General features: G+C 46.4%; 15 protein-coding genes. 7 read left to right on the top strand and 8 right to left on the bottom strand.

The genetic code is table 11. The features are described from left to right. Positions 1-3: 3 nt before the first annotated feature. Entirely contained in the window at positions 4-1,404 is a 1,401-nt protein-coding gene (locus ABQ275_RS11965) for a M48 family metallopeptidase (protein ID WP_349318542.1), read from the bottom strand. Between the two features lie 456 nt (positions 1,405-1,860). Continuing rightward, the gene (locus ABQ275_RS11970; protein ID WP_349318543.1) at positions 1,861-3,081 is read right to left on the bottom strand and encodes a sorbosone dehydrogenase family protein; all 1,221 of its coding nucleotides are present in this window, start codon (positions 3,079-3,081) and stop codon (positions 1,861-1,863) included. A 430-nt stretch (positions 3,082-3,511) separates the two neighbouring features. On the opposite strand from ABQ275_RS11970, the gene ABQ275_RS11975 reads away from it, so the two are divergent. Together ABQ275_RS11975 and ABQ275_RS11980 are read left to right on the top strand one after the other, a co-directional pair. Continuing rightward, positions 3,512-4,117 (top strand): XRE family transcriptional regulator, encoded by a 606-nt coding sequence (locus ABQ275_RS11975; RefSeq protein ID WP_349318544.1) that lies wholly within the window; start codon positions 3,512-3,514, stop codon positions 4,115-4,117. Between the two features lie 72 nt (positions 4,118-4,189). Beyond that, the gene (locus ABQ275_RS11980) at positions 4,190-5,083 is read left to right on the top strand and encodes an alkaline phosphatase (protein WP_349318545.1); all 894 of its coding nucleotides are present in this window, start codon (positions 4,190-4,192) and stop codon (positions 5,081-5,083) included. 46 nt (positions 5,084-5,129) lie between these two features. Here the strand turns inward: ABQ275_RS11980 and ABQ275_RS11985 are convergent, their stop codons facing one another. The 4 genes from ABQ275_RS11985 to ABQ275_RS12000 all read right to left on the bottom strand — a co-directional run bounded on the left by ABQ275_RS11985 (position 5,130) and on the right by ABQ275_RS12000 (position 7,059). Further along, positions 5,130-5,597 carry an RNase H family protein gene (locus ABQ275_RS11985; RefSeq protein ID WP_349318546.1) on the bottom strand — a complete coding sequence of 156 codons (468 nt, stop codon included), beginning with the start codon at positions 5,595-5,597 and terminating at the stop codon, positions 5,130-5,132. A 131-nt stretch (positions 5,598-5,728) separates the two neighbouring features. Further along, positions 5,729-6,205 (bottom strand): SRPBCC domain-containing protein, encoded by a 477-nt coding sequence (locus ABQ275_RS11990; RefSeq protein WP_349318547.1) that lies wholly within the window; start codon positions 6,203-6,205, stop codon positions 5,729-5,731. 56 nt (positions 6,206-6,261) lie between these two features. Beyond that, positions 6,262-6,693 carry a VOC family protein gene (locus tag ABQ275_RS11995; RefSeq protein WP_349318548.1) on the bottom strand — a complete coding sequence of 144 codons (432 nt, stop codon included), beginning with the start codon at positions 6,691-6,693 and terminating at the stop codon, positions 6,262-6,264. Between the two features lie 27 nt (positions 6,694-6,720). Further along, positions 6,721-7,059: a metalloregulator ArsR/SmtB family transcription factor gene (locus ABQ275_RS12000; RefSeq protein ID WP_349318549.1), complete on the bottom strand. Its 339-nt coding sequence runs from the start codon at positions 7,057-7,059 to the stop codon at positions 6,721-6,723. Positions 7,060-7,712: 653 nt separating this feature from the next. Between ABQ275_RS12000 and ABQ275_RS12005 the strand changes: the two genes are divergently transcribed. From ABQ275_RS12005 to ABQ275_RS12025, 5 genes are all read left to right on the top strand, one after another. Beyond that, positions 7,713-8,219 (top strand): DUF4402 domain-containing protein, encoded by a 507-nt coding sequence (locus ABQ275_RS12005; RefSeq protein WP_349318550.1) that lies wholly within the window; start codon positions 7,713-7,715, stop codon positions 8,217-8,219. 101 nt (positions 8,220-8,320) lie between these two features. Beyond that, positions 8,321-9,190: a hypothetical protein gene (locus ABQ275_RS12010; protein ID WP_349318551.1), complete on the top strand. Its 870-nt coding sequence runs from the start codon at positions 8,321-8,323 to the stop codon at positions 9,188-9,190. A gap of 98 nt (positions 9,191-9,288) precedes the next feature. Beyond that, entirely contained in the window at positions 9,289-17,343 is an 8,055-nt protein-coding gene (locus ABQ275_RS12015; RefSeq protein ID WP_349318552.1) for a hypothetical protein, read from the top strand. Positions 17,344-17,354: 11 nt separating this feature from the next. Beyond that, complete coding sequence (locus ABQ275_RS12020) at positions 17,355-17,891, top strand: DUF4402 domain-containing protein (protein ID WP_349318553.1); 537 nt, start codon at positions 17,355-17,357, stop codon at positions 17,889-17,891. Positions 17,892-18,006: 115 nt separating this feature from the next. After that, a complete protein-coding gene (locus ABQ275_RS12025; RefSeq protein WP_349318554.1) occupies positions 18,007-20,580 on the top strand; it encodes a hypothetical protein in 2,574 nt (857 codons plus the stop codon). Positions 20,581-20,821: 241 nt separating this feature from the next. On the opposite strand, the gene ABQ275_RS12030 is transcribed toward ABQ275_RS12025, so the two are convergent. Both ABQ275_RS12030 and ABQ275_RS12035 read right to left on the bottom strand, forming a co-directional pair. Next, positions 20,822-21,901 carry a hypothetical protein gene (locus ABQ275_RS12030; RefSeq protein ID WP_349318555.1) on the bottom strand — a complete coding sequence of 360 codons (1,080 nt, stop codon included), beginning with the start codon at positions 21,899-21,901 and terminating at the stop codon, positions 20,822-20,824. A 147-nt stretch (positions 21,902-22,048) separates the two neighbouring features. Then, positions 22,049-22,807 (bottom strand): hypothetical protein, encoded by a 759-nt coding sequence (locus ABQ275_RS12035; RefSeq protein ID WP_349318556.1) that lies wholly within the window; start codon positions 22,805-22,807, stop codon positions 22,049-22,051. Positions 22,808-22,844 lie beyond the last annotated feature (37 nt).

Below are 22,844 nucleotides of genomic sequence, written 5' to 3' on the forward strand. Positions count from 1 at the left end.
TTATTATTGGATTAATTGTTTTGCTTTATTGTATTCCCGCACAAAGGCGGTATAGGAATTTAGTTGTGAATAGAATGGCGTAAGATAATGAAAGCTGATAGCCGGAAACTCCTCCAGGTACAGGTTTTGTATCATCTGCAACAACACATTGTAGTTGGCCGGGTTACCTGGAGAAGGTAGCTCAGCGCGCTTTCCCAGTGTATGTGATTTCTGGGCATCATAGCAACTGTTTAATATCTTCCCTACCTGTGTTACCAGGTAAGGATCGCCGGGCGATTCCTGCAACATGGAAAGGGTATAGTACAGACTTCTTGTATAGTTATCATTTTCATAAGCGTACACGATCACCTCGTATTTAAAAGCATGCCGCAGGGAGTCGAACTTCATTTTGTCTGTTATATTCAATACCCTGTTATCATTTTGATTGGCCTTCACATATGGTGCCAGCAGTTTGATACGCAGTTTACAGTCCGGATGTGTTTTAAGTGAATCCCCGGGTTCCTTGTCTTGCTCGAGTTTTGCATGACCGCCCAGCAGGCCTTCTTTTTTAGCAATCCATCTTTTCCGGAATGGGTAGTCTTTGGCATTGAACAGTTGTTCCAATTGTGCCGCCGTATCCATGGTGTCCACATCTATTGTATCGAGTAAGGTAAGCGCGGTGAGTGCCCCTTCCAGGCTGAAACGGGTATGTTGCATAAATACAAGTCCCATAGAATCGGCTTCTGCTTCATGATCCCTGCTATGTCTGCGGCTGTTGAAAGTAATCCCCCTCACCAGTTTTTCCAGCTGTTCCCGCTTCTTAAATTCTGATGCTTTGATTTTGCGTAGCTCCACTTGCATATCTTTTCCGTTCATGGTGTTCACATACCGTGCAATACCGTTTTCACTGTGTTGCAGGTAGTAGTGGGCCAACTCATGACAAAGTACAAAGGCAACCTGGCTCTCGTTTTCCAGCTCGTTAAACAGTCCCATATTAAAAAGGATGATGCCTTCCCCGATGTAACTGGCATTGGGCACCCCCGATCTGGAGAAATAGCAATGTATAGGGTGTTGTTGCAGCAATGGATTGGCTTTCACGATGACCTGTACCAGGTCGTCCAGGTATTGCTGTGCAAAGGCAGCGGTATAAATCTCTTTTTTGTCGAGTTTGGATTTAATATTTTCCCAGCGTTGTCCGTAAAGGGAAACATATTCCTTTTTGTTTTTTGCCGGTAGTTGTTCGAGAGATGCCTTGTAATGTGCTTCAAACTGCTGCTCCAGGCTTTTAAGCTTGCTCTCACTTTGTGGAGCCGGATCAAATACAAGTGATTGTGCATTCGCTGTTATGGCGAAAAAAAGGCAACAGGTCAGGAAAGAAATACAGATACGGGACAAAATTGGCAGCCAGGGAAAATACATTTTCATAATTGGCACAGGGTTATAGGTGATGTGAAATTAATACATTTAATTTTGTTGGCATGTAAAAATATCACGGGAGAGCCGAATAGGTCGGTTTATTTGTGCGGAAGATCTGCAGGGGCCTAAAGGCGGGTAACAACTAACATGCAGTAGATTATTTTATTGTATTTTGTGCTCTTATTACCACAACCCGTACCTATACGTATGCTCCCGTTCAGATGTTTATTGCTACTGTATATTTTCCTGCATGCTGTTAATTCCTTGTGCACCGCTACTTTTATGGTTACCTCCAGAAACGATGATGGTCCGGGTACCCTACGGCAGGCCATCCTCCAGGCCAATCAGAATGGCACGGCCGCAACAGATTATATCCATTTTGCGCTACCGGGTACCACCATGGCCGACCGTTGTGCTGACTTCCAACCTGCCGGATCTTACCTCCAACACCGTGATAGATGGCGGCTATTTTACAGATACCCGCCAAATCGTATTGGAAGCATCATCCGCTACCAGCAATGCACCATCTTTCGCAACAGTTACACCGACCGGCCGGCCATGCACCTCACTTTTTCCTTCATCTGCAATAAAACCTGTCAGGAAATCTTCTGCTTTACCAGCGGGTTTACCATCACGGAAGGGCACATAAATAACTTTATAGCCGGATAAAAATGTGCGGTTCCAGGACCCATGCTGACCTATAAATGCCCCGTTCCTGTACTTCTCCGGAAAAACGGTATCACGATAGAATACCAATCCAAGCGAAGCTGTATGGGCTATTAATGCAAAGTCTGGTACGACGGCCGATTTCACCAGTTCAGGCGCCTTGCCTTTAAAACCGGGATCTTCATGTTGGCCAAAATAGGAATAAGGCCAGCCATAGAATGCGCCGTCTTTCACACTGGTGAAGTAGTCCGGTACCAGCTCATCTCCCAGTTGGTCACGTTCATTTACCACTGTCCATAATGTGTGCGTATCGGGCGCCCAGTCCATACCTACCGGGTTACGTAATCCGCTTGCATACACTCTCATACCGGAACCATCCGGATTCACTTCCAGGATACCGGCCCTGTTCTTTTCTACCTCTATTCCATGCTCACCGGCATTGGTACCAGAGCCTACTGAAATAAAAATCTTGGTACCGGCTTCATTCCTGATGATGTTCCTTGCCCAATGGTTATTATAGCCTCCGGCAGGAAGTTCCAGGATCTTTTTACCTGCGGATGTCATCTCTGTCATCCCAGTCTTATATGGATATTGCATTAGCCCATCTGTGTTGGCAACGTAGAAAAAATCATTCAGTATCAGCATACCCATTGGCTGGTTCAGGTTTTCCAGGAAAACATGCTTTTCGTCCGGAACCCCGTCGTTATTGGTGTCGCGGAACATAGTAATGCGGTTAGCCGTGATATTGTTATTTTCAGAGTTGGCTTTGCCACTAACGGCATTGATCACTTCCTGGGTAAATCTTTTGATCGCATGCGATTCGGATACAAAAATATCGCCATTGGGGGCTACATAGATCCATCTGGGATTCTTTAATCCATCAGCAAATTTGGTGACTACAAAGCCTGGAGGAGCCGTGGGCTTTGCTCCATTCTTCCATCCGATTACATTACTGAAATTAGTAACTGATTTGGTGGCGCCAGGTTCGGGTAAAGAGTCCGGTGGGGTATTGTTACTCATGGCCAGGGAATCCTCTGCAGCATGAGACGGACGTCTGAATCTACTATTACACCTCATTAATCCTGCAAACACTATTATAGCAATTGCAGATAGAAAAAATCTTTTCATAGATATTTCTCTTATAGCCTACGTATTTGCTTAATAAAGTATGATGATCCTTAGAAGGGAACGGTTATTTAAATTAACGAATTTCACTGAAAAAATATCACAGGCAGAAATTTTTGTCATATTAAATACAGATAATAACAGGCGTTTGTTTAGAAGTCTACTCATCGGAATAGGTTTAAGCACTCCTTACAATTTAAACGGACTTAATGAAGAATTATCTAACTTTCGTTTTTTGTCCGTTCAGGAATTTTATTTCCTTAGACCAAATTAAATTTCACATTCGTTGGTATATCGCATTTTACTTTCATAAATCATTACGTTCATGGACCAGGAATCAGTTAGTAGCGGACAGTTGGTTTACCACAGAATCGGAGGGCTCATCAGAAAGTACCGCAAGGAAAAAGGCCTTAAATTACTGGATCTCTCCGGCGTTACCGGTATAAAGTCGGCATTGTTGTCCAAAATCGAGAATGGGCGTATGTTGCCAACCATCCCTACTCTATTTACGATTATACAGAAGCTTGGTATTACACCAGAATTTTTCTTTTCTGAACTTAGTGCTGAGAGTGACTTTCCCGGATACCTGTACCTGCCAAAAAATGGTTTCTCCACTTATGAAAAGGAGGAAAGCGCCATTGGATATCAGTACCAGTCGATATTGGAATCCACCTTTGAAGGCGGTGCCTTTCAAATTTCATTGCTCACTTTAAGTCCGGGCTCTCAGCGTCCACAGGTAACCACCGCAGCCTATGAGTTTGTGTATGTACTCAATGGACCCTTACAGTACCAGCTGGAAGATAAAACATTTGATCTGTCTGAAGGCGATGCCTTGTTTTTTGATGGTAGTATCGCGCATGTCCCCATTAACCAGCAAAGTATCACCTGCAGGTTGCTGGTGATGTACTTCTTTGGCGAACTCCGGAAATAATTTCTTCAAATATATTTATTTTAAGGAAACTTTATTTCCTTAAAATAAATATATTTGAAGAAAATACGGCAGATGTATCTTCTTCGAATCAGTAAAACAATAATGCTATTGTGCGCTTTACTCTATATCCAGCATGCACAGGCACAAAAAAAACCTCAACATATTATTTTAATAGGCACAGATGGATTTGGCGCTTATGCTTTCCGGCAAGCTAAAGTGCCGGTACTCAGGGGGCTGATGCAGCAAGGATCCTGGAGCTTACATGCCAGAACCGTGTTACCTTCCTCCAGTGCTCCCAATTGGGCCTCAATGGTAATGGGGGCAGGACCTGAATTACATGGTTATACCACCTGGGGCAGTAAAAAGCCAGACTTACCAGCACGTGTACTGGATGAATACAACATGTTCCCCAGCGTTTACAGTCTTTTGAGAAAAGCCAAACCTCACAGTGAAATTGGCGTGATCTACGAATGGGAAGGCATCGGTTATCTTTTCCCCAAAGCAGCGGTGAACAAAGACCAGAACTGCGATGGAGATGTCGCTGTAAGTGCTGCCGCCACAGCCTATATAAAACAGGCAAAGCCTGACTTTCTGTTTATCCACTTTCATGATGTAGACAGTGTAGGCCATAATGTAGGGCATGGCACTCCTGCCTATTACGCAGCCGTAGAACGGACAGATGCGCATGTGGGAGAAATTCTGCAAAGCATCCGGGAAGCAGGAATGGAAAAGAACACGGTAGTGATTTTTACCGCTGATCATGGAGGCATCAACAAGGGGCATGGTTCCATATCCATGAATGAAATGGAGATCCCCTGGATCGTGAAGGGGCCGGGTATCCGGGAAAACCATGAAGTAGAGAGCAGTATTATGACATTTGATACGGCAGCCACTATTGCCAGTTTATTCGGACTTAAGATTCCGCAGGTATGGATCGGAAAACCTATTAAGGAGATCTTTAAATAAGGGCTATCCTGGTGTAAGCCGCGTGGCCTGTAAGCAGGCCCACGGCTTATCTCCTGTTTGCTTCGCGCACCAGTTTCCGCGATAACATATCTGCTTCTATATTATAATTCATGGTCTCACCTTTTTTCTGATGCGCTTTTATCTTCACAAATTCCACAGAGATACAGGTCAGCAACTGTAAGAATGTTTTCACCAACTCAACGTTCTGTAATTCATTCCCTTTTTCAGTGATGAAATACCGTGCCTTTAGCTTCGCTTCACGGTCAGGCAGATTGATCACATACTGGCTGTCTGAAAATACCTGTATATGCCTAACCTCCGGATAATGCAGCAGTACATGTTGTATGGCCGCTATGACAGCCGTTAGTTCCATCCGGTTATGTGTGGTATCAGTTACTGTTTCCGACAATATTATTTTTTCCGCTGCTATCAGCAAAATAGCTACCCAGGCGCCCGTTCTGAGTTGTGTATGACAACTTCCATCTGTGTAGACCACCGCCTTGAATACTTTCATGCTTTATTTTTTTTAGTAAAACTAAAATGGTTCCTTACTGATAATTAAATTCATCAAAAAGCAGACTTTCCAACAACCAATTGTTCAAAAAAGTATGGAATAGATTGGTCTATTCTTCCGTAATCTCCTGTTTAGCTAAAAATAGCCGCCATTTTTTCTACACTTTGTTCCAAACCAATTTGTGCAAAGTTGCTGATGCTGCCAAATTCGGCAAATTCGGTAATGGTCATTTCCGTTTTATTTTTTTCAATCGCTTTGAAAATTACGACCGTTTTAATATCCCGGGGAAAGTCGGAAGGCATGCCTACTTCTGTGGGGTCAATTTTACGACCTGTATCGTCCGATAAACTTTGGATAAACTCGATGGTTTGTAAGGGCATAATTTTTATATATTCCCAAATAGAATAAAATTCCTGTCCGCCCATTTCCTTTGGCGCCTGCATGCTTACAAGCGATTTTCCACCGATACGGAAATCAATTTTTGCAACCGGCGATATAAAATGTTTGGGTCCCCACCAACGTTTCACCAATTCAGGATCCGTCCAGAGCTTCCAGACCATTTCAACCGGCACATTAAATGTTTTGGTTACTTCAATTTGCTTGGCCATTTTTTATAAGATATGATTTAAGAAAATGCGCTTTCATAAATGACTTAATTCTTTTTTTAATCCTGCGCATTTTTCAGGGCTTCAATGTCAAATTTTTTCATTTTCATAAAGGCTTGCATTACTCTTTGGCTGTTTTCAGGATTTGACATTAACTCGCCCAGGATAGTTGGTACAACCTGCCATGATAATCCAAATTTGTCTTTGCACCAGCCACAGTTACCTTCCTTGCCGCCCTCTGCGATGAGTTTGTTCCAATAATAATCAATCTCTTTCTGGTCTTTACAGGGAATAACAAAAGAAACGGCTTCATTAAATCTGAAGTTGTCGCCCCCGTTTAAGCCCATAAAAAATTGTCCGTCCAATTCAAAATTTACTACCATGCCAGTATCGTTGATCACTTTTGAATTGGGAAAAATGGCGCAATAAAAATCTGCTGCTTCTCTGGCCTGACCATCAAACCACAAGCATGGATACATTGGTTTTGTCATTTTGTTGGATTTTAAATTGTTAGAAAACTATTTTTTTGATTTTGATTTTTTCGTTTGCATTTCACTGAGTAAACCCTCCATTGTTGTCAATCTATCTTCCCACATTTTCCTGTAGGGCGCTATCCAATCTGCGATTTCTTTCATTTTTACAGGATTAAACTGATAATATAATTCCCTGCCGGACTGGGTTTGGTGCAAGAGTTCGCATTCGGTCAGGATCTGGATGTGCTTTGAAATCGTTTGCCTTTTTGAATTAAAGTTTTCAGCAATAGCACCCGGTGTCATTGCCTGTAAAGCTACCAATGCTAAAATTGCCCTTCGTGTGGGATCGGCTATCGCCTGAAAAACATCTCTACGTGTTTCCATTTATGCAGCTATTTGACTGCAAATATATATGCAGTTATTTAACTGCATATATATATTTTTTTTAAAAAAATTCATTATGGAAGACAACAAATAATTGGGCAGTTCCATGTCAGCAAACTGCCGGGGATAAATGCTGTTGTTCTTCTTGTCTATCAAAAAACCAATAATTTAACAAGCAAAAAAAAATGGAACAAATCAGTTTTTTCTGACTTCCCAAGAGGTGATCCCGCAGGTTTCTTCATCGCAACTATTAAGCAAACAAGTTTATCCTGGGATTATACATTATTTTTTCTATCTTTATAAAAAGTAGCAACCTGTATTAGCTTCAGAAACAGGAACCTATCTATCTGGCTCAGATCGCCTTGTTTCTTATGAATAACCCGGAGTGTAGAAGGCGTTGTCATACTGTTAAAAAATATAAGGCAATAATTAGATAACCATTTTCATAGATAACCATTTTCAACTGTCCTATCGTCCGCATCCTATCATGTCATGTGTTATTGACTAAATAACCCAAAAGAAGACCCTTATGAAAAACCTGAACAAACATCCACCACAGCGCGCTTTCCATTAAGTAATTTTTTCTGATACCAAAGCGTATTTCCGAAAAAAAACATGCAGATAAATATTCCCTCATTAAAAAAAAAGAAAAAATGAAAAGAAAGCAACTATTTTTCGTCACGGCTTTGGCACTGGCGGGCCCTGCAGCATATGGGCAGGAAACAGCCTCTGCTACTGCTACAGCCACTATTGTGACGCCTATCAGCATTACCAAGGATGTTGATATGGATTTCGGTAATGTAGCCGTGCAATCAGCCACCGGGGGCACGGCGGTGCTTACTCCCGCAGGAGTGCGAACGGCTACCGGCGGCGTTACCCTTCCTACTACTACAGGAACAGTGACCGCTGCATCCTTTACTGTTACAGGCACTGATGGCTACACCTACGCCATTACTTTGCCATCAACTGCGCTTACGATCACCAGTGCTGCCAATACGATGACCGTAAGTGATTTTACAAGCGATCCCTCAGGCACCGGCACCCTAACGGGCGGTACACAAACATTGAATGTTGGGGCAACCCTGAATGTAGGCGCTGCACAGCCGCCTGGGGTGTATGTTTCAGCAACACCTTTTGATGTGACCGTTAACTACGATTAAACGGCGCTTTTATAGGAAGCAAATTACGCTAGGCATCCGGTCCCTCCTGTAACAAAAGCAGGAGGGGCTTTTCTGAGTGCACCTTAATAAACCCGCGATCCATGAAACTACTATTACCACTATCCTTTTCCACGTATGTATTATTCCCGTTTCTTTTTCCTGTTTTAATTGCAATGCTCCTAGGCACACCATTACCCGCACTTGCGCAGGGTAACCTGCTGGTAACGCCTATGCGGGTAATATTTGATGGCCAGAAAAGAACCGAAGAACTGAACCTCGCAAACTCTGGTAAAGACACCGCCAGATATGTGATATCTCTTATTGAGATCAGGATGAACAAGGACGGTACTTTTGACAAGATCAGCGAGCCCGACTCCGGTCAGCAGTTTGCTAGCAAACACCTTCGTTTCTTCCCCAGGAGTGTAGTCCTTGGCCCCAACGAAGCACAGGTAGTAAAAGTGCAGCTTACCAGGTCCAGCCAGCTAACCACGGGTGAATACCGTTCGCACCTGTACTTCCGTGCGGTACCCAATGAAAAGCCGCTCGGCGAACCCATTACACTGACAGACAGCAACGGCATATCGGTTAAACTGACCCCTGTTTTTGGTCTTAGCATCCCGGTGATCATCCGCGTTGGTGAGACCACGGCCAGTGTCCGGTTGTCTGATCTTTCCCTGGACTCGGCCAGGCCGGAAGCGCCACAGCTTAGCATGGTATTTAACCGCACAGGAAATGCCTCGGTATACGGGGATGTTACTGTTGACTACATTTCACCCCAGGGTAAGGCTACCCTGGTTGCTATGGCAAGGGGAATGGCTGTATACGCGCCCAACCAGCAAAGAAACTTGCATTTATGGCTCAATAACAAGCAAGGTTTGGATTATCATAAGGGCAGGCTCCGCGTGACTTACTCGGTAAAAAGGAAAACTGTAACTGACCGGATGACACAGGCGGAATTGCAACTGCGCTAGCCCCACCGGAAAGAACATATTTATCAATCACATCTTAGGGAAGCCAGTAATGGACTGTGGTGCCTAAACCGCTATTTTCACAACGCCATTATGCCACCATGAAAACATTGATACAATACATTTATTCGTTTAAAAAGAAACCCGGTCAACCAAGTGCCAGCAAACAGCACTTGCAACCAGGAAGCCAAAGAAGTAGCTGGAAGGTGTGCAGACGGCCGGTGTACCGCAAAAGCCTGCTATTGCTGGTGTTGCTCTTACCGGCGGCATTGCATGCCCAAACCAGTTGGCGGGGGCTTATCAGCAGTTCGTGGTGGGACCCGTTAAACTGGACCGCCGGTGTTCCTGGTGCCTCAGTCGATGCTATTATCGGCGATGCCAGCTTTATAGGATTATTTCAGCCTAGTGTTACAACGACTTCTTCCTGCAAATCACTAATCATTGGTGGTACACGCACATCTACACTTACCGTTAGCAAAGGCCTGACCATATCGGGAAATGTAACGATCAACAGCGGCAATACGCTATCACAGAAAGGGAGTACGTTAACCGTAAATGGCAATTGGACCAACAATGGTACTTATACCACCACCACCAGCAGTGCCAAAGTAACTTTTTCCGGTACGGCGCAAACTATAGCCGGCACTTCGATTACGGGCTTCCGACAGCTTACCATCGGTGCTGGAAGCACCGTAACACTGAATGTGAACGCGACCGTATCGGGTGCTTTTTTGGTAAGCGGCACATTCATTCCTGCCGAAAATGCCAGTCCACGAACGGTCACGGGCGCTGGTACTACCAGCATTACCAACGGTGGCATACTGAAAGTCAACGCTTCCACATACAACGGTAATTACGGGCTTACTGGTAGCATTACCTTGTCTACAGGCAGTATTGTTGATTACAGCGCCACGCTGATAAATCAGACAGTACGTAACACGCTCACCTATTCCACGCTGCGTATAAGTGGCACCGGCACTAAAACGCTTGCCGGCAACCTCAATGTACTTAATGCCACCTCTTCCACCTCCGGCATTATAGAGGTGCTTGGGGGTGTACTTGATCTTTCTTCCTATACAGCCAACAGGGGAACAACTGTAGTTGGCGGTAGCATTACCGTTGCCAACAATGCTATGTTAAGAATAGGCGGCACCGGTAGTTTTCCGTTAAACTATAATACGCATTCGCTTGGATTGACCAGCACAGTAGAATATGCCGGTGCCGGTCAGGCTGTTTCTACCGAAACCTACGGCAATCTTACACTTTCGGGTAGTAGCGGCGCCGTGGTAAAAACAATGCCAGCTACCTCATTTACGGTATCGGGTAATCTGACTTCTATGCCGGGTGCTGCCACTTCGGTGAGCTTTGCGGCGGCAAGTAACTTCACCATAAGTGGTAATGTAAATATTGGCGCCTCCACAACGTTTAGCGGTGGCAGCTTTACAACAAGTGTGGCTGGCAACTGGGTGAACAACGGAATCTTCAATGGGAGCAGCGGCACCGTACGCATGACAGGCGGTGGCACGTCCATCAGTGGCAGCGGTACCCACAACTTCAATAACCTCACCATAGCGGCTACTAACGTTACCGCTGCAACTAGTATTACCGTTGCCGGCAACCTGGCCAGTCTTGCACCTGGTACATTCACACAAGCCACCGGCGGCACACTCACCATGAGCGGAGCTTCCAAAACTATTACGGGTACCGGCTTCACTTTTGACAACCTTACTATTACCGGAAGCATCAGCGTGCCCGTAGATATTGCGATGGCGGGTAACCTGGTGGTAAACGGCAGCATCAACAGCGTCGGAGGCGCTGTTACGATGAGCGGAACCACTAAAACAATTTCCGGGACCGGCACTATTACCTTTGGCACGCTTGTAGCAGATGGTACCATTACCACTACCTCCTCCTTCTCGATCAGCAGCGCACTTGATGTATCCGGCAACCTTACTGCCACGGCGGGTACTATTACTTTCTCAGGCAATAGCTTTCTTGATGGCAATGCCAACTTATACAACGTTACTTTGAGCGGCACTTCGCTACAGCTATCTTCCAATGCGGTATTGGGCATTGCAGGGTCTTATACGGTCAGCAGCGGCTCATTAAATGTAACGGCCAGTGTACCTAATACCGTCAACTTCAATGGCACCGGTGCACAAACTATTCCTGCCAGTATTTTCGACAGGCTCACCGTATCGGGGGCTGGTACCAAAACACTGGGCGGCCTGATTACCGTGCACAGCGATTTCACCATCGCTGCGGGCACAACTTTTAACGGCGCTTCGCAAACACTTTCGCTCGAAGGCAACTGGGTCAATAGCGGCAACTTTTCAGCCGCTTCAGGCACCGTTACGCTTGCTGGCGCAGCCAATACGGCTATCAGCGGGACTAACACCTTTAATATCCTCAATATCAGCAAAACCAACGCCACCACACAGATAACCCTACTGAACAACATTACTGCAAGCCTGATCAATATGAATACAGGTATGGTCCTTACCGGCAACAATACCCTTACTATCACCAACAACCGTAGCGGTAATGGCATCATCCTGGGCAATATACAGCGTAGCCATGCCTTTACGCTTGGCACTTCTTACGCTTTTGAAAGTCCCAATAATACTATTTCGTTGGCTAGTTTAAGTGGTGCAGGCAGCATTACCGTTTCGGTGGTACCCGGTGTAATTACGGGTTTCCCGTTGGGAGCATCCATTAACAGGGAATATACGATCACAGCCTCCGGCATTCTTATCACCGGGGCTGCAACACTGCGGTTTCACTACGAGGACGCGGAGCTGAACGGTAACAATGAAGCCACTATCGGCATTTGGCGAAACACGGGCTCAGGATGGGCGGTATTTGGCAAAAGTGCTAACAGTACAACTACAAATTATGTAGAATATACAAGCCTGCTCTCAAGTATCAATGGGCATTATACACTGTCCGCTACCGCTAATGTAGTAACGTGGAACGGCTCTGTGAGCAGTGACTGGTCTACTGCCGCCAACTGGACAGTAACGGGAGGCGCTCCTTCCAGGCCGCCTGGCGCGGGCGATATCGCGGAGATAGGAACAGCCGCCTTTACCAGCCAACCAGTGATCAGCAGTGCCGCCAACGTAAAAGGCATCGTGTTCGGTAGCGTGCAGGCAACCACTCTTACACTAGCAAGCGGAGGTTCACTAATCACACAAGGCAACATTACGGGCAGTTGGAGCGCCAATGCCGTACATACCATCAACACCGGCAGCCAGTCACTCACTGTTAATGGCGACCTGGCACTAAGTGATGGTGCCAGCGGACATTCCATCAATCTGAACATTGGCAGCGGTACGGTAACCATTGCCGGTTCTCTGACACAGGCGGCAAATACCAGCGTAAGCTTCTCCGGCGCCGGCACGCTTAATATCGGAGGCAATTATAATTACACCGGAGGCACCTTTACCGCCGGCAGCGGTACCGTCATTTACAATGGCGCATCTTCCCAAACAATGGCCAGCATCAGTTACAATCATCTTACCATCAGCAAAACAGGCGGAACATCAACCATTGGTAGTCCCCTTAATACGGCAGGTAATCTTTCCATTACAGGAGGAACACTTGCCATTGGCGCCGCTACTACGGTTTCGGGAAATATTACCATCGGCACGGGAGCTACCCTTAACGGAGGAACTGCCACGCTGAGCGTGGGGGGCAACTGGAACAACAGCGGCATTTTTACACCTGCCACCGGCACGGTAAGCTTTACCGGGGGCAATGAGCAAACTATTACAGCAACAACCTTTAACAATCTGATAATCAATAAAACTGCCGCCAGTGCCACTCTCACCGGCAATGCAACTATTAACGGCAATACTACTGTCAGTGCAGGCACCCTGAACCTGTCCACTTTTACTGCTAACCGCAGCTCTCCGGGCGGTACCCTCACCATTGCAAATGGCGCTGCCATACTGGCGGGAGGAACTACAAATTTTCCAGCCAGCTATTCCCTCTATAGCATCGGAAGTACGAGCACTGTCACCTATAACGGCGCAGGCACGCAAACCGTTGCAGGCAATATTGCTTATGGCCACCTTATAATGGCGAATGGCGGCACCAAAACACTAGCCGCCAACTGCACCGTAAACGGCAATCTCACCATTAACAGCGGGGCCAGCTTCGGAGCAAGCACCTATACTATAAGCCTTTATGGAAACTGGAGCAACAACGGCATCTTTACGCCCGGTTCCGGCACCATTACCCTTAACGGCAACAACAAAACAATTACAGGTAATACTACTTTCAACAAGCTTACCGCATATGGCGGTTATGCAGTAGGTGGTAGTGATATCACTTATAACGGCCTCCTGCTGGTAGCCACCGGAGGTTCCTACGACGCCGGCAGCGGCACCGCTACGGTCAACGGCGATCTTACAAATAATGGATCGCTGGTGAGCAACGGGATTACCACCTTCACCGGCACCAGCCTGCAAACGATCCGGTTTGTGAACGCCATTGTATCTAATTCCAGCGGCGTCATTAATTTCAATGGCAACATTTCACCGGTGCTCAATTCTACCAGCCCTCCCACGTTTGCCACGCTGAACGTAAACAATACGGCAGGCATTAACCCCAGCGTAGGATGGAATATACTGGTGGCCTTCAACATCGCCGCTGGCGCCAGCTTTAACGGCGGCATATCCACCCACAATATACGAAGCAGCTTTACCAACAATGGTATTGTTACCAGTACCGGTACTTTGAATTTCAACCCGGCAACGGCACAGAACATACAGCTGCAGGGCACCTCCTTCTCCAGCACTGGCACTGTTATTTTTGGCGGTGCAGCCGCGCTCAATGTAACAGGAACACCTACCTCTGTCAACGATGTGGTGATTGCCAATACGGCCGGTGTAACCCCGGCTGCAGGCTGGAACATAGCAGGAGACTTTTATATCAATGGGAGCGCCATATTCAATGCGGGAGCAAATACCTTTACTGTAGGCGGAGACCTGGAAAGCAACGGCACCCTTAATGGTGGTACCTCTACCTTTACACTTACATCAGCAGATGGAGCCCTGGCCGGCAGTCCCGGCACCACTTTCTATAACCTGGCCATTATCGGTAATACTGCTGCGCAAGCCAATTTTAATGTTGCACACAATTTTTCCAACAATGGTTCATTCGATGCTACTAATGCTACCATGGTCATGATTGGCTCATCTCCCTCTTTAGTAAGCGGAACTGCATCACCTTTTAATCTGGCGCAACTGGAAATACAAAAGGCTTCAGGCGCCATTACCACATTGGGCAGGAGCCTCAGGGAAGTAGCTATACTGGATATTACCAGCGGTACACTCGACTTGGCAGACTCTACCGTGATACAGGATGCTACGGAGGGAGGCGCACTTTCCATAAATGATAGCGCCAGGCTACTGATCAGGGGTACCAACTCATTGCCTGTTTTCAATACTTATGCACTCGACACCCTGAGTACCGTGGAATATGCAGGCACCACGCAAACCATTTCGGCAAATACCGTCTACGGCAACCTGACTATATCGGCCGCCGGTGTAAAAAATGCGACTGCCGCACTCTGCATACTGAACAACTTTACATTAAGCAACGGCAACTTCGTGCCCGGCAATTTCACCGATACAGTACGAGGCAACTGGAACATGACAGGCGGCACATTCGTCAATACCGGTTCTACGATATACCTGGCCGGCGCGGCCATACAGCAGATCTATTCAACCGGGGCGTTCAATCATCTCACCGTAAATGACTCTACGGGAATTGTTTCCCTTTCTTCCAATATAACGGTCAATGGCACACTTACTTTTACGAAAGGCAGGATCAGAACCGGCACATTTACACTTATTATGCCTGCCACAGGTACTGTATCGGGGGCAGCCCAGGCCACGGGTTGGGTTTACGGAAGATTACAGAAAAATATAGCCACCGGTTCCGGTGTTACCAGGGCTTTTGAAGTGGGAGACAGCGTGGCCTACACACCTGCCATAATCGTTTTTGCCAACGTAAGCACGGCCGGCAATCTGCTTGGTACCGTTACCAGGGGAGACCATCCCAACATAGTCGCATCGGGTATAGCGTCGGACAAAGACGTTAACAGATACTGGTCCTTTACCAATAACGGCGTTGCTTTTACCACTGCGTCCGTTACGCTGAACTGGCTCTCATCAGATATAGACGCAGGCGCTGCCACTTCCAGTTTCCGGGTAGGTAACTATAATGGCACCAACTGGTCCCTGCCAGCCGTAAATACTCCTCAATCCACTTCCATACAAGCAACAGGACTAGCCACGATAGGAGACCTTATAGTGGGCGAGCTTTCATTGGGCAACATATGGACCGGTGCTATAAGCACCAACTGGTATACCAATGGCAACTGGTCTGCCACAACGGTGCCTACCCCTACTATCAACGCCATTATTCCTTCCGGCCTTGTAAACTACCCGCTTATCAATACCGGCACTGCCACCGTAAATAATATCACCATACAAACGGGCGCCTCTGTTACCGTAAGCGCGGCTAGGGTTCAGATTGGTGGTAGCATCAGCAGCAGCGGCACCTTTAATGCCGCCAGCGGCACTATAGAACTGAACGGCGCAGCCGCGCAAACCATAGCCGGCAGCACATTTAGCAGCAATCGTATATTACACCTTACCATTAACAACCCCGCAAATGTTACGCTTACCGATACCCTTAACATCAGCGGTATTTTAAGAGTAAGTGCCGGACAGTTGAACACCGGCAATCATCTTACCCTGCTCTCCACTGCCACACAAACGGCGCTTATCGATGGAAGTGGAACCGGGCAGGTAACAGGCAACCTTACCATACAACGTTACCTTGCTTCGGGTTTTGGTTACAAATATTTCAGCGCCCCCTTCCAGGCTGCCAAGGTTAGCGAGTTTGCAGACGATATTGATCTTAATGCTTCCTTCCCTTCGTTTTACTGGTATGAGGAAAACCGGCCATCTACGGGCTGGGTCGCGTATACTGATCCCAGCGCCACCCTGACACCCATGCAGGGTTATGCCGCCCAGATGGGCGCCGGTACAACACCAAGAACGGTAGACATCACAGGCACCGTGAACAACGGAACCGTTACAGCACCTGCTTTTTCCAATAACAACCAGCCCTATACGAAAGGGTTTAACCTGGTGGGCAACCCTTATCCCTCTCCCATCGACTGGGACGCTGCCGCCGGATGGAGCCGTACCAATATTGACAATGCCATATATTATTTTAATGCCGGTGTAGCCGATCAGTACGGGGGCATTTACAGTTCCTATATTAACGGTGTATCCAGCGACGGCGTGGCCAACAATGTAATAGCTACCATGCAGGGATTTTTCGTGCATGTAACAGACGGTGCATTCCCTGTTGCTGGCACACTTTCCATTAACAATGCCTCGAGGATTAATAACCTTTCTCCCAATTTCTACCGGCAGTCACAAACGGCATCACTGCTGCGGCTTACCGCTGCCTTTACCGATGATGGTGACCCGGCCGATGCAGCAGTAATATATTTTGATGATGCCGCTACTTCTAAATTTGAAAAAGATATGGACGCGCTGAAATTGATGAATACGGATTCACGGGTGCCTAACCTGTACACAATAGCGGCAGATAGTCCGCGGCTTTCCATCTGCGCCTGGCCTAAACCTGACAGTAACGATGTAATTCCACTGGGCCTTAAAATCGAACGCACCGGCTGGATCACGTTTAATGCCGCCAGTATGGAGCGCATTCCCCCGGGATGGCGCATCTACCTGCACGACAATAAAACGGGCCTTGTGCAGGATTTGCAGGAGCGACCACAATACCGCCTGCAGTTGACGGCAGGCAGCTACGAAGATCGCTTCTCCATCACATTCAAAAAAAATGAGGCAGGACCACCTGCTGCTGAAGTCGCCATATACTGGGCTTTCAGCGTAGGCAGGACCTTATACGGATATTTTGATAAAGTACCTGGCAACAAATGCCGCATTGCAGTAAGCAATCTGCTGGGACAGGTACTATGGCAGGGAGAATTGGTAGGTGGCGGACGGCATGAGCTGGGATCGCAATACAGCAGCGGCCTTTACATAGTATCATTTTATAACAGTGGCGGGCAGATTTCTAAAAAAGTATTTATCAGTAACCAATAAACTTCCAGGGCATGTTCATTCTCAACAGATTACTACAACGAACCATACCATCCGCTGCGTTGCTTCGTAAAGGGCTGTTGTGCTTATGCCTGCTGGCAAACGTGGCAGCTAAGGCCCAGGAACCGCCGCCCCGACCCATCGTCATTTACGTAAACCCGACGCAGGGCCTCATATTCGGTGCCTTCTTCCAGGGAATGTCCGGCGGCACGGTAATCATTTACCCCGATGGCTCCCGGGCAGTAAGCGGCAGCATCGTGGCAGCCAACCTGGGATATCCGTTTTCACCAGCCACTTTTGAAGTAGAGACCAACCCAGGTACGCTGATTAGTATTATGAACGGGCCGGATGTAACGCTTACGGGAAGCAGCGGTGGCTCGCTCACCTTGCACATCGGGGCGGCCAGCACTGGCAGTTCCTTTATAACAACAGCTATACCTCCATCGAGAAACATTGTGCGCATCGGCGGCACCCTCACTGTTGGCAGTCCGCTGGCTAATCCTTCCGGCAGCTATAGTGGGTCGTTTAACGTAACATTTATCCAGGAATAGGCAAATGAATAGTAACAGCGTACATATCATCTTTTTTTATCTGCAGCCGGCGATGAGCCGGAGCGTATTGCGCCTGTTGCTATGGATGCTTTTGGCATGCTGCTGCCAAATAGCGATGGCAAAAGAACCAGAGCCGGAACCTGTGCTTTATGAAACCTCGGTATTCCTGGTGGTGCAGGGTATTGGCGGCATTGAAGTGCCTGCGCTGGTGAGCAATGACAGTGCTTTTCTTTCCATAACCGATGTATTCGACTTCCTGAAGATCCGCAATATGCTGTCGCCTTCATTGGATTCGGTACAGGGCTTCTTTATCACCGAACAGGCGGCGTACGTAATAGACAAGGCGAATCATCAGATAAATTATCAGGGCAAGATCTTTCCCCTGATGCCAACGGAACTGATAGGTACGGAAACCGGCCTTTACATGAGCACGAGCAGTTTTGGAAAAGTATTTGGTCTCAATTGCAAATTCAACTTCCGGTCACTCTCTGTTACCATGACCACAAAGGTCGAATTACCTGCCATCCGCGAGATGCGGCAGGAAGTGATGCGGCGCAATATCGGCCGGCTAAAGGGACAGCTAAAGGCAGACACTGTAATCGGTCTCAACCGATCCCTGTTCCAGTTCGGGATGGCCGATTGGTCAATAGTAGCCACCCAACGCAATCCCGGCGCAAACGATACCTGGCTCAATCTTACCCTTGGTGGTACCGTTGCCGGTGGTGAAACAACTGTATCGCTCAATTACAATAACTACGCACAGCAGCAATTACCTTATAGTCACGACACCAGCGCAATACGGGCGTTTGACCAGCGGCGGCAATACTACCGCTGGCGCTACGTGAACAACGATAATCGCGCATTACGGCAGGTAACTGTCGGCAAAATATTCACCCAGTCTACCGCCTCTATCTTTTCTCCGGTAGTAGGGGTTCAGTTCACGAACACCCCCACTTCATACCGCCGTTCCTTCGGCTCCTATACCCTCAGTAACTTTACGGAGCCCGGATGGACGGTAGAATTGTATGTAAACAATGCGCTGGTAGATTATGCAGTTGCCGATGCTTCCGGCTTTTTCACTTTCCAGGTGCCCTTGGTATACGGCAATTCTATAGTGCGACTGCGTTTTTTCGGTCCCTGGGGGGAAGAGCGTTTTCGTGAAGAGAATATGAGTGTACCCTTCAACTTCCTGCCGTTGCATGAATTTGAATATACGGCAAGCGCGGGCATAGTGGAAGACGGTCGCAACAGCCTTTTCTCCAGGGTCGAAATGAACTATGGCGCCACCCGTTACATTACAATGGGCGCAGGCGTGGAATATCTTTCCTCCATTACTACTACCGATAAAACCATGCCCTTTGTAAATGCATCTGCCCGGCTGTTCCGCAACCTTCTGCTATCGGGCGATTATACCTATGGCGTGAGGGGCAGGGGTATTATGAGCTACCGCCTACCCTCCAACCTGCAGTTTGAACTTTATTACACACGATACAAAAAAGGCCAGAAAGCCATTATTTATAATTACAAGGAAGAACGTAAAGCGGTGATATCAAAGCCTTTTATGAGCCGGCGCTTTTCCATGTTCACTCGTTTTACGTTCAACCAGATCGTACTGCCCGATACCAAATATACCACCACGGAACTGCTGTTGTCGGGCTCCATTTTCAGGGTAGGGACCAGCTTTAGCACTTATGGTATATTTATCTCCGGCGCTTCCCCATTTATTTACAGCAATCTGGCCCTTACCTACCGCATGCCAGGAGAAATCCTGATCAACCCCCAGCTACAATATGAATACAATACCGGCAGACCAATCTCTGTACGCTGTGAGCTGGGAAAATATCTATTTCGTCACGGTTATGTGAATGTGTCCTATGAGCAAAATTTCAAGAGCCGGTTTACTAATATTGGTATTGGTCTACGCTATGACTTCAATTTTACCCAGGTGGGCGCCTCTGCCTGGCATGGTACCCAGCAGTCCATGCTCGTAGAGTCTGCCCGCGGCAGCCTGGTACATGATGGCAAGACCGGTTACACCGGCTTTAACAATCGCAGCAGCGTGGGTACCGGCGGGGTGGTGCTTATACCGTTCCTGGACTTCAACGGTAACGATCGAAGAGATCCTGGCGAACCCAAAGCCGCCGGACTAAAAGTAAATATCAATGGAGGCAGGGTGTTGCAAAACAGAGACGACACCACCGTACGCATTATGAACATGGAGCCTTATGAGCACTATTTCATAGAGCTGAACAAAAACAGCTTCGATAATATTGCATGGCGGCTGAAAAAGCCCACTATCAGCGTAATAATAGATCCCAACCAGCTAAAGTCGGTGGAAGTCCCCGTGGCTATCATGGGCGAGGTATCGGGCACGGTTATCCTGCAGGAGAATGACTCCGAAAAAGGCTTAGGCCGCATCACGGTATGCTTTTACCGGCCTGACTCCACCCTGGCAGCCAAGGTGCAGACGGAATCGGACGGCTTTTTCAACTTCCTGGGACTGACCCCGGGAGCCTATACCGCACGTATTGACCCGGCGCAGTTACAGAAGTTGGGCATGATGTCCACTCCTGAAGCTATCCCGTTTAAAGTTTCACTTCGTTTAGACGGAGACGTAATAGACGACCTGCAGTTTCGCATAAAGAAAGAGAGCAATGAAACACCACCCACTTTACCTTTGACTCAATAAAATCAGGCATTCACAAAAGTTCGATGCTCTACTGAGTACAAACGAATACGATGAAAAATGGCTATCCGCAAAGACAACCATTTTCAAAATAAAAAAAGCACCTGACTATTCAGGGATATGATAATAGCTACATACAGCTGCATAATCGTTATAATCAGGATGAGCTGCCTGCCGACACCAGGATCATAACGAGAAAAAACATAGTTACATGTGATAACTGCTTCATACTAAGTTTGTTTTATTATTGATTGAAATCGATTTGTATTCGTCCGGTTGGAATGTGATCCAGTTTTTCAAATGAAATTTTACCAAAATTTTGTTGGGCGAGATGCGTAACATTTGTACTTGGCTTGGGGTTAAATCCCGAAAAATGTTCTACATCAAAGCGGTGCAATAACCAGTTCTTATTCGCAGTATCAAATTTAAAAGTGCTATACCGGTGATCAAAATTTGTATCATCAGTTGCTATGCGCTGTTCAATAGTAAAATAGCCGTTCTTTATCACCGTTTTCAAATTGTTTACATTGAATGTTTCATTCGGGATAATCAATTGGGTATTTGTCTGTGCTACTTTGTAACTACCGTTGCCTTGCTGCAGTAAAAGCTGAATATGGCAACTGTCTTCATTGTACAAAATGAACAATAAGTCTTTTTTAAATCCATCCAGATTCAGATCCCCATCGGCAAAAGCTGCTAAACGCCAACCTACCGGAATGTATTTTGCATACCGTTCCGATGCCTTATAAACAGGCTCGCCGGTATCCTCCGGCATCGGATTAGTTTTTGAACGTTCAAAAAACTTTGATTCGGAGGCCGCCGAAAAATTAATTTTCCCGGTTTGTTGAGCGGTAATTTGCTGCCTTGCAAAAAGATTTTCCACACCGTAATTTCGAGTAACAGCAGTATATTCTTTGAAGTAATAATTACCATCGCTGCCTTTTTCAAAGACAATCGAAATATCGGATACAGCACTATTACTCCCGAGCGTATAATCAATAGAAATTTTATTGCCTGATAATCCGGGGTAATTCCCACCTGAAACACCGAGTAATTCTTTGCTCATCAGCAACTCACTGTTTTCAGCGATCTTTTTCAGCTTCCCTTTTTCGTTCCGGAACAAGACAAGTGTCTCGTTGGTGTCTTGTTCTTTGGAAGCAAGTTCCAGCAGAATATCACCTGAAGATTGTTTCAACCCCTCGCCAGAGGCTTCCACCAACCGAAGTCCGTTTAAAAATGGGTTAAGCTGTTTTTCGGTGATCTGCGCATTTACCTTGATGATACAATATCCCAACAGCAATGCAGATAAGATCGCAATTTTCATTTTAGAACTTTTTAATTATAGTTCGTCTTTAAATCTTGGTAATTCAATTGCTGCAGTTGCGCTTTGTTTGATAAAAGTTTTTCTTGTGGTCATTGATTCTAAATTTTAGTATGTGGTGCTTTCTTTAACCCCATAAAACATACTTTTCTATTTCCACCATCTTTCTTTCTCCTTCAATTGAGCTTTTTCAACTCTCGGGTCGTTATAATCAATATGTAAACTCTCTGGGTGCCGGGCAAGAACAAAGCTTTTCCATCCGTTTTCAATATAAAGATGATTGATATAAAGATCTCCGTCATCACCTGTGCGAAACAAATGCTGTTTACGAGACCAACCGCCCCCGTTATGCCATAGGCAATGTTTGGATTGCTTTGTTTTATAGCTTACCCAATTCCCTTCAAAATAATTTCCATCATAGGCTGCATCGCCATAATAAAGAAGTTCATCTGACTGCATTTTGGTTGCTTTTACAGTAAATCCTTTATAAAGCGTTCCTTTAATTTCACCTGCTCCATATTGGTTCTTATCTTCCTGGAGGACTAAACAGGCGGTGAATTTTCCCTGGCGAATATTTCCTGGGATATTGGGATCTTCATCAACTTCGAAAGTAATCGCTGTTTCAATCGTTATTGTTCCTGTAAATGCACAGATATTCTCTTTTACTTTGGTCTTTCCTTTCACGAAATAAGCATAGGGATTTTCTGGATTTTTCTCAACAGAAGAGAAATGGATGTAAAATCGTTGATAATCATCTCCCAAAAAACCATAAGCATCATTGGATACTAAAATAAAATCGGTAATATCCTGTTTTTGGATGTCTGCATAGAAGTCAATCGTATCGGCCTTTTGAGTGAAACCAGTCTGGTAAAAAATCAGGAAGCATAAAATGAAAGTGTGTATTTTCATGAAATCAGGGTTTTAAAATGGATGTTTTCTGGATTTT

Origin of the sequence: Chitinophaga sp. MM2321 (assembly GCF_964033635.1) — a bacterium.
GTDB lineage: Bacteria > Bacteroidota > Bacteroidia > Chitinophagales > Chitinophagaceae > Chitinophaga.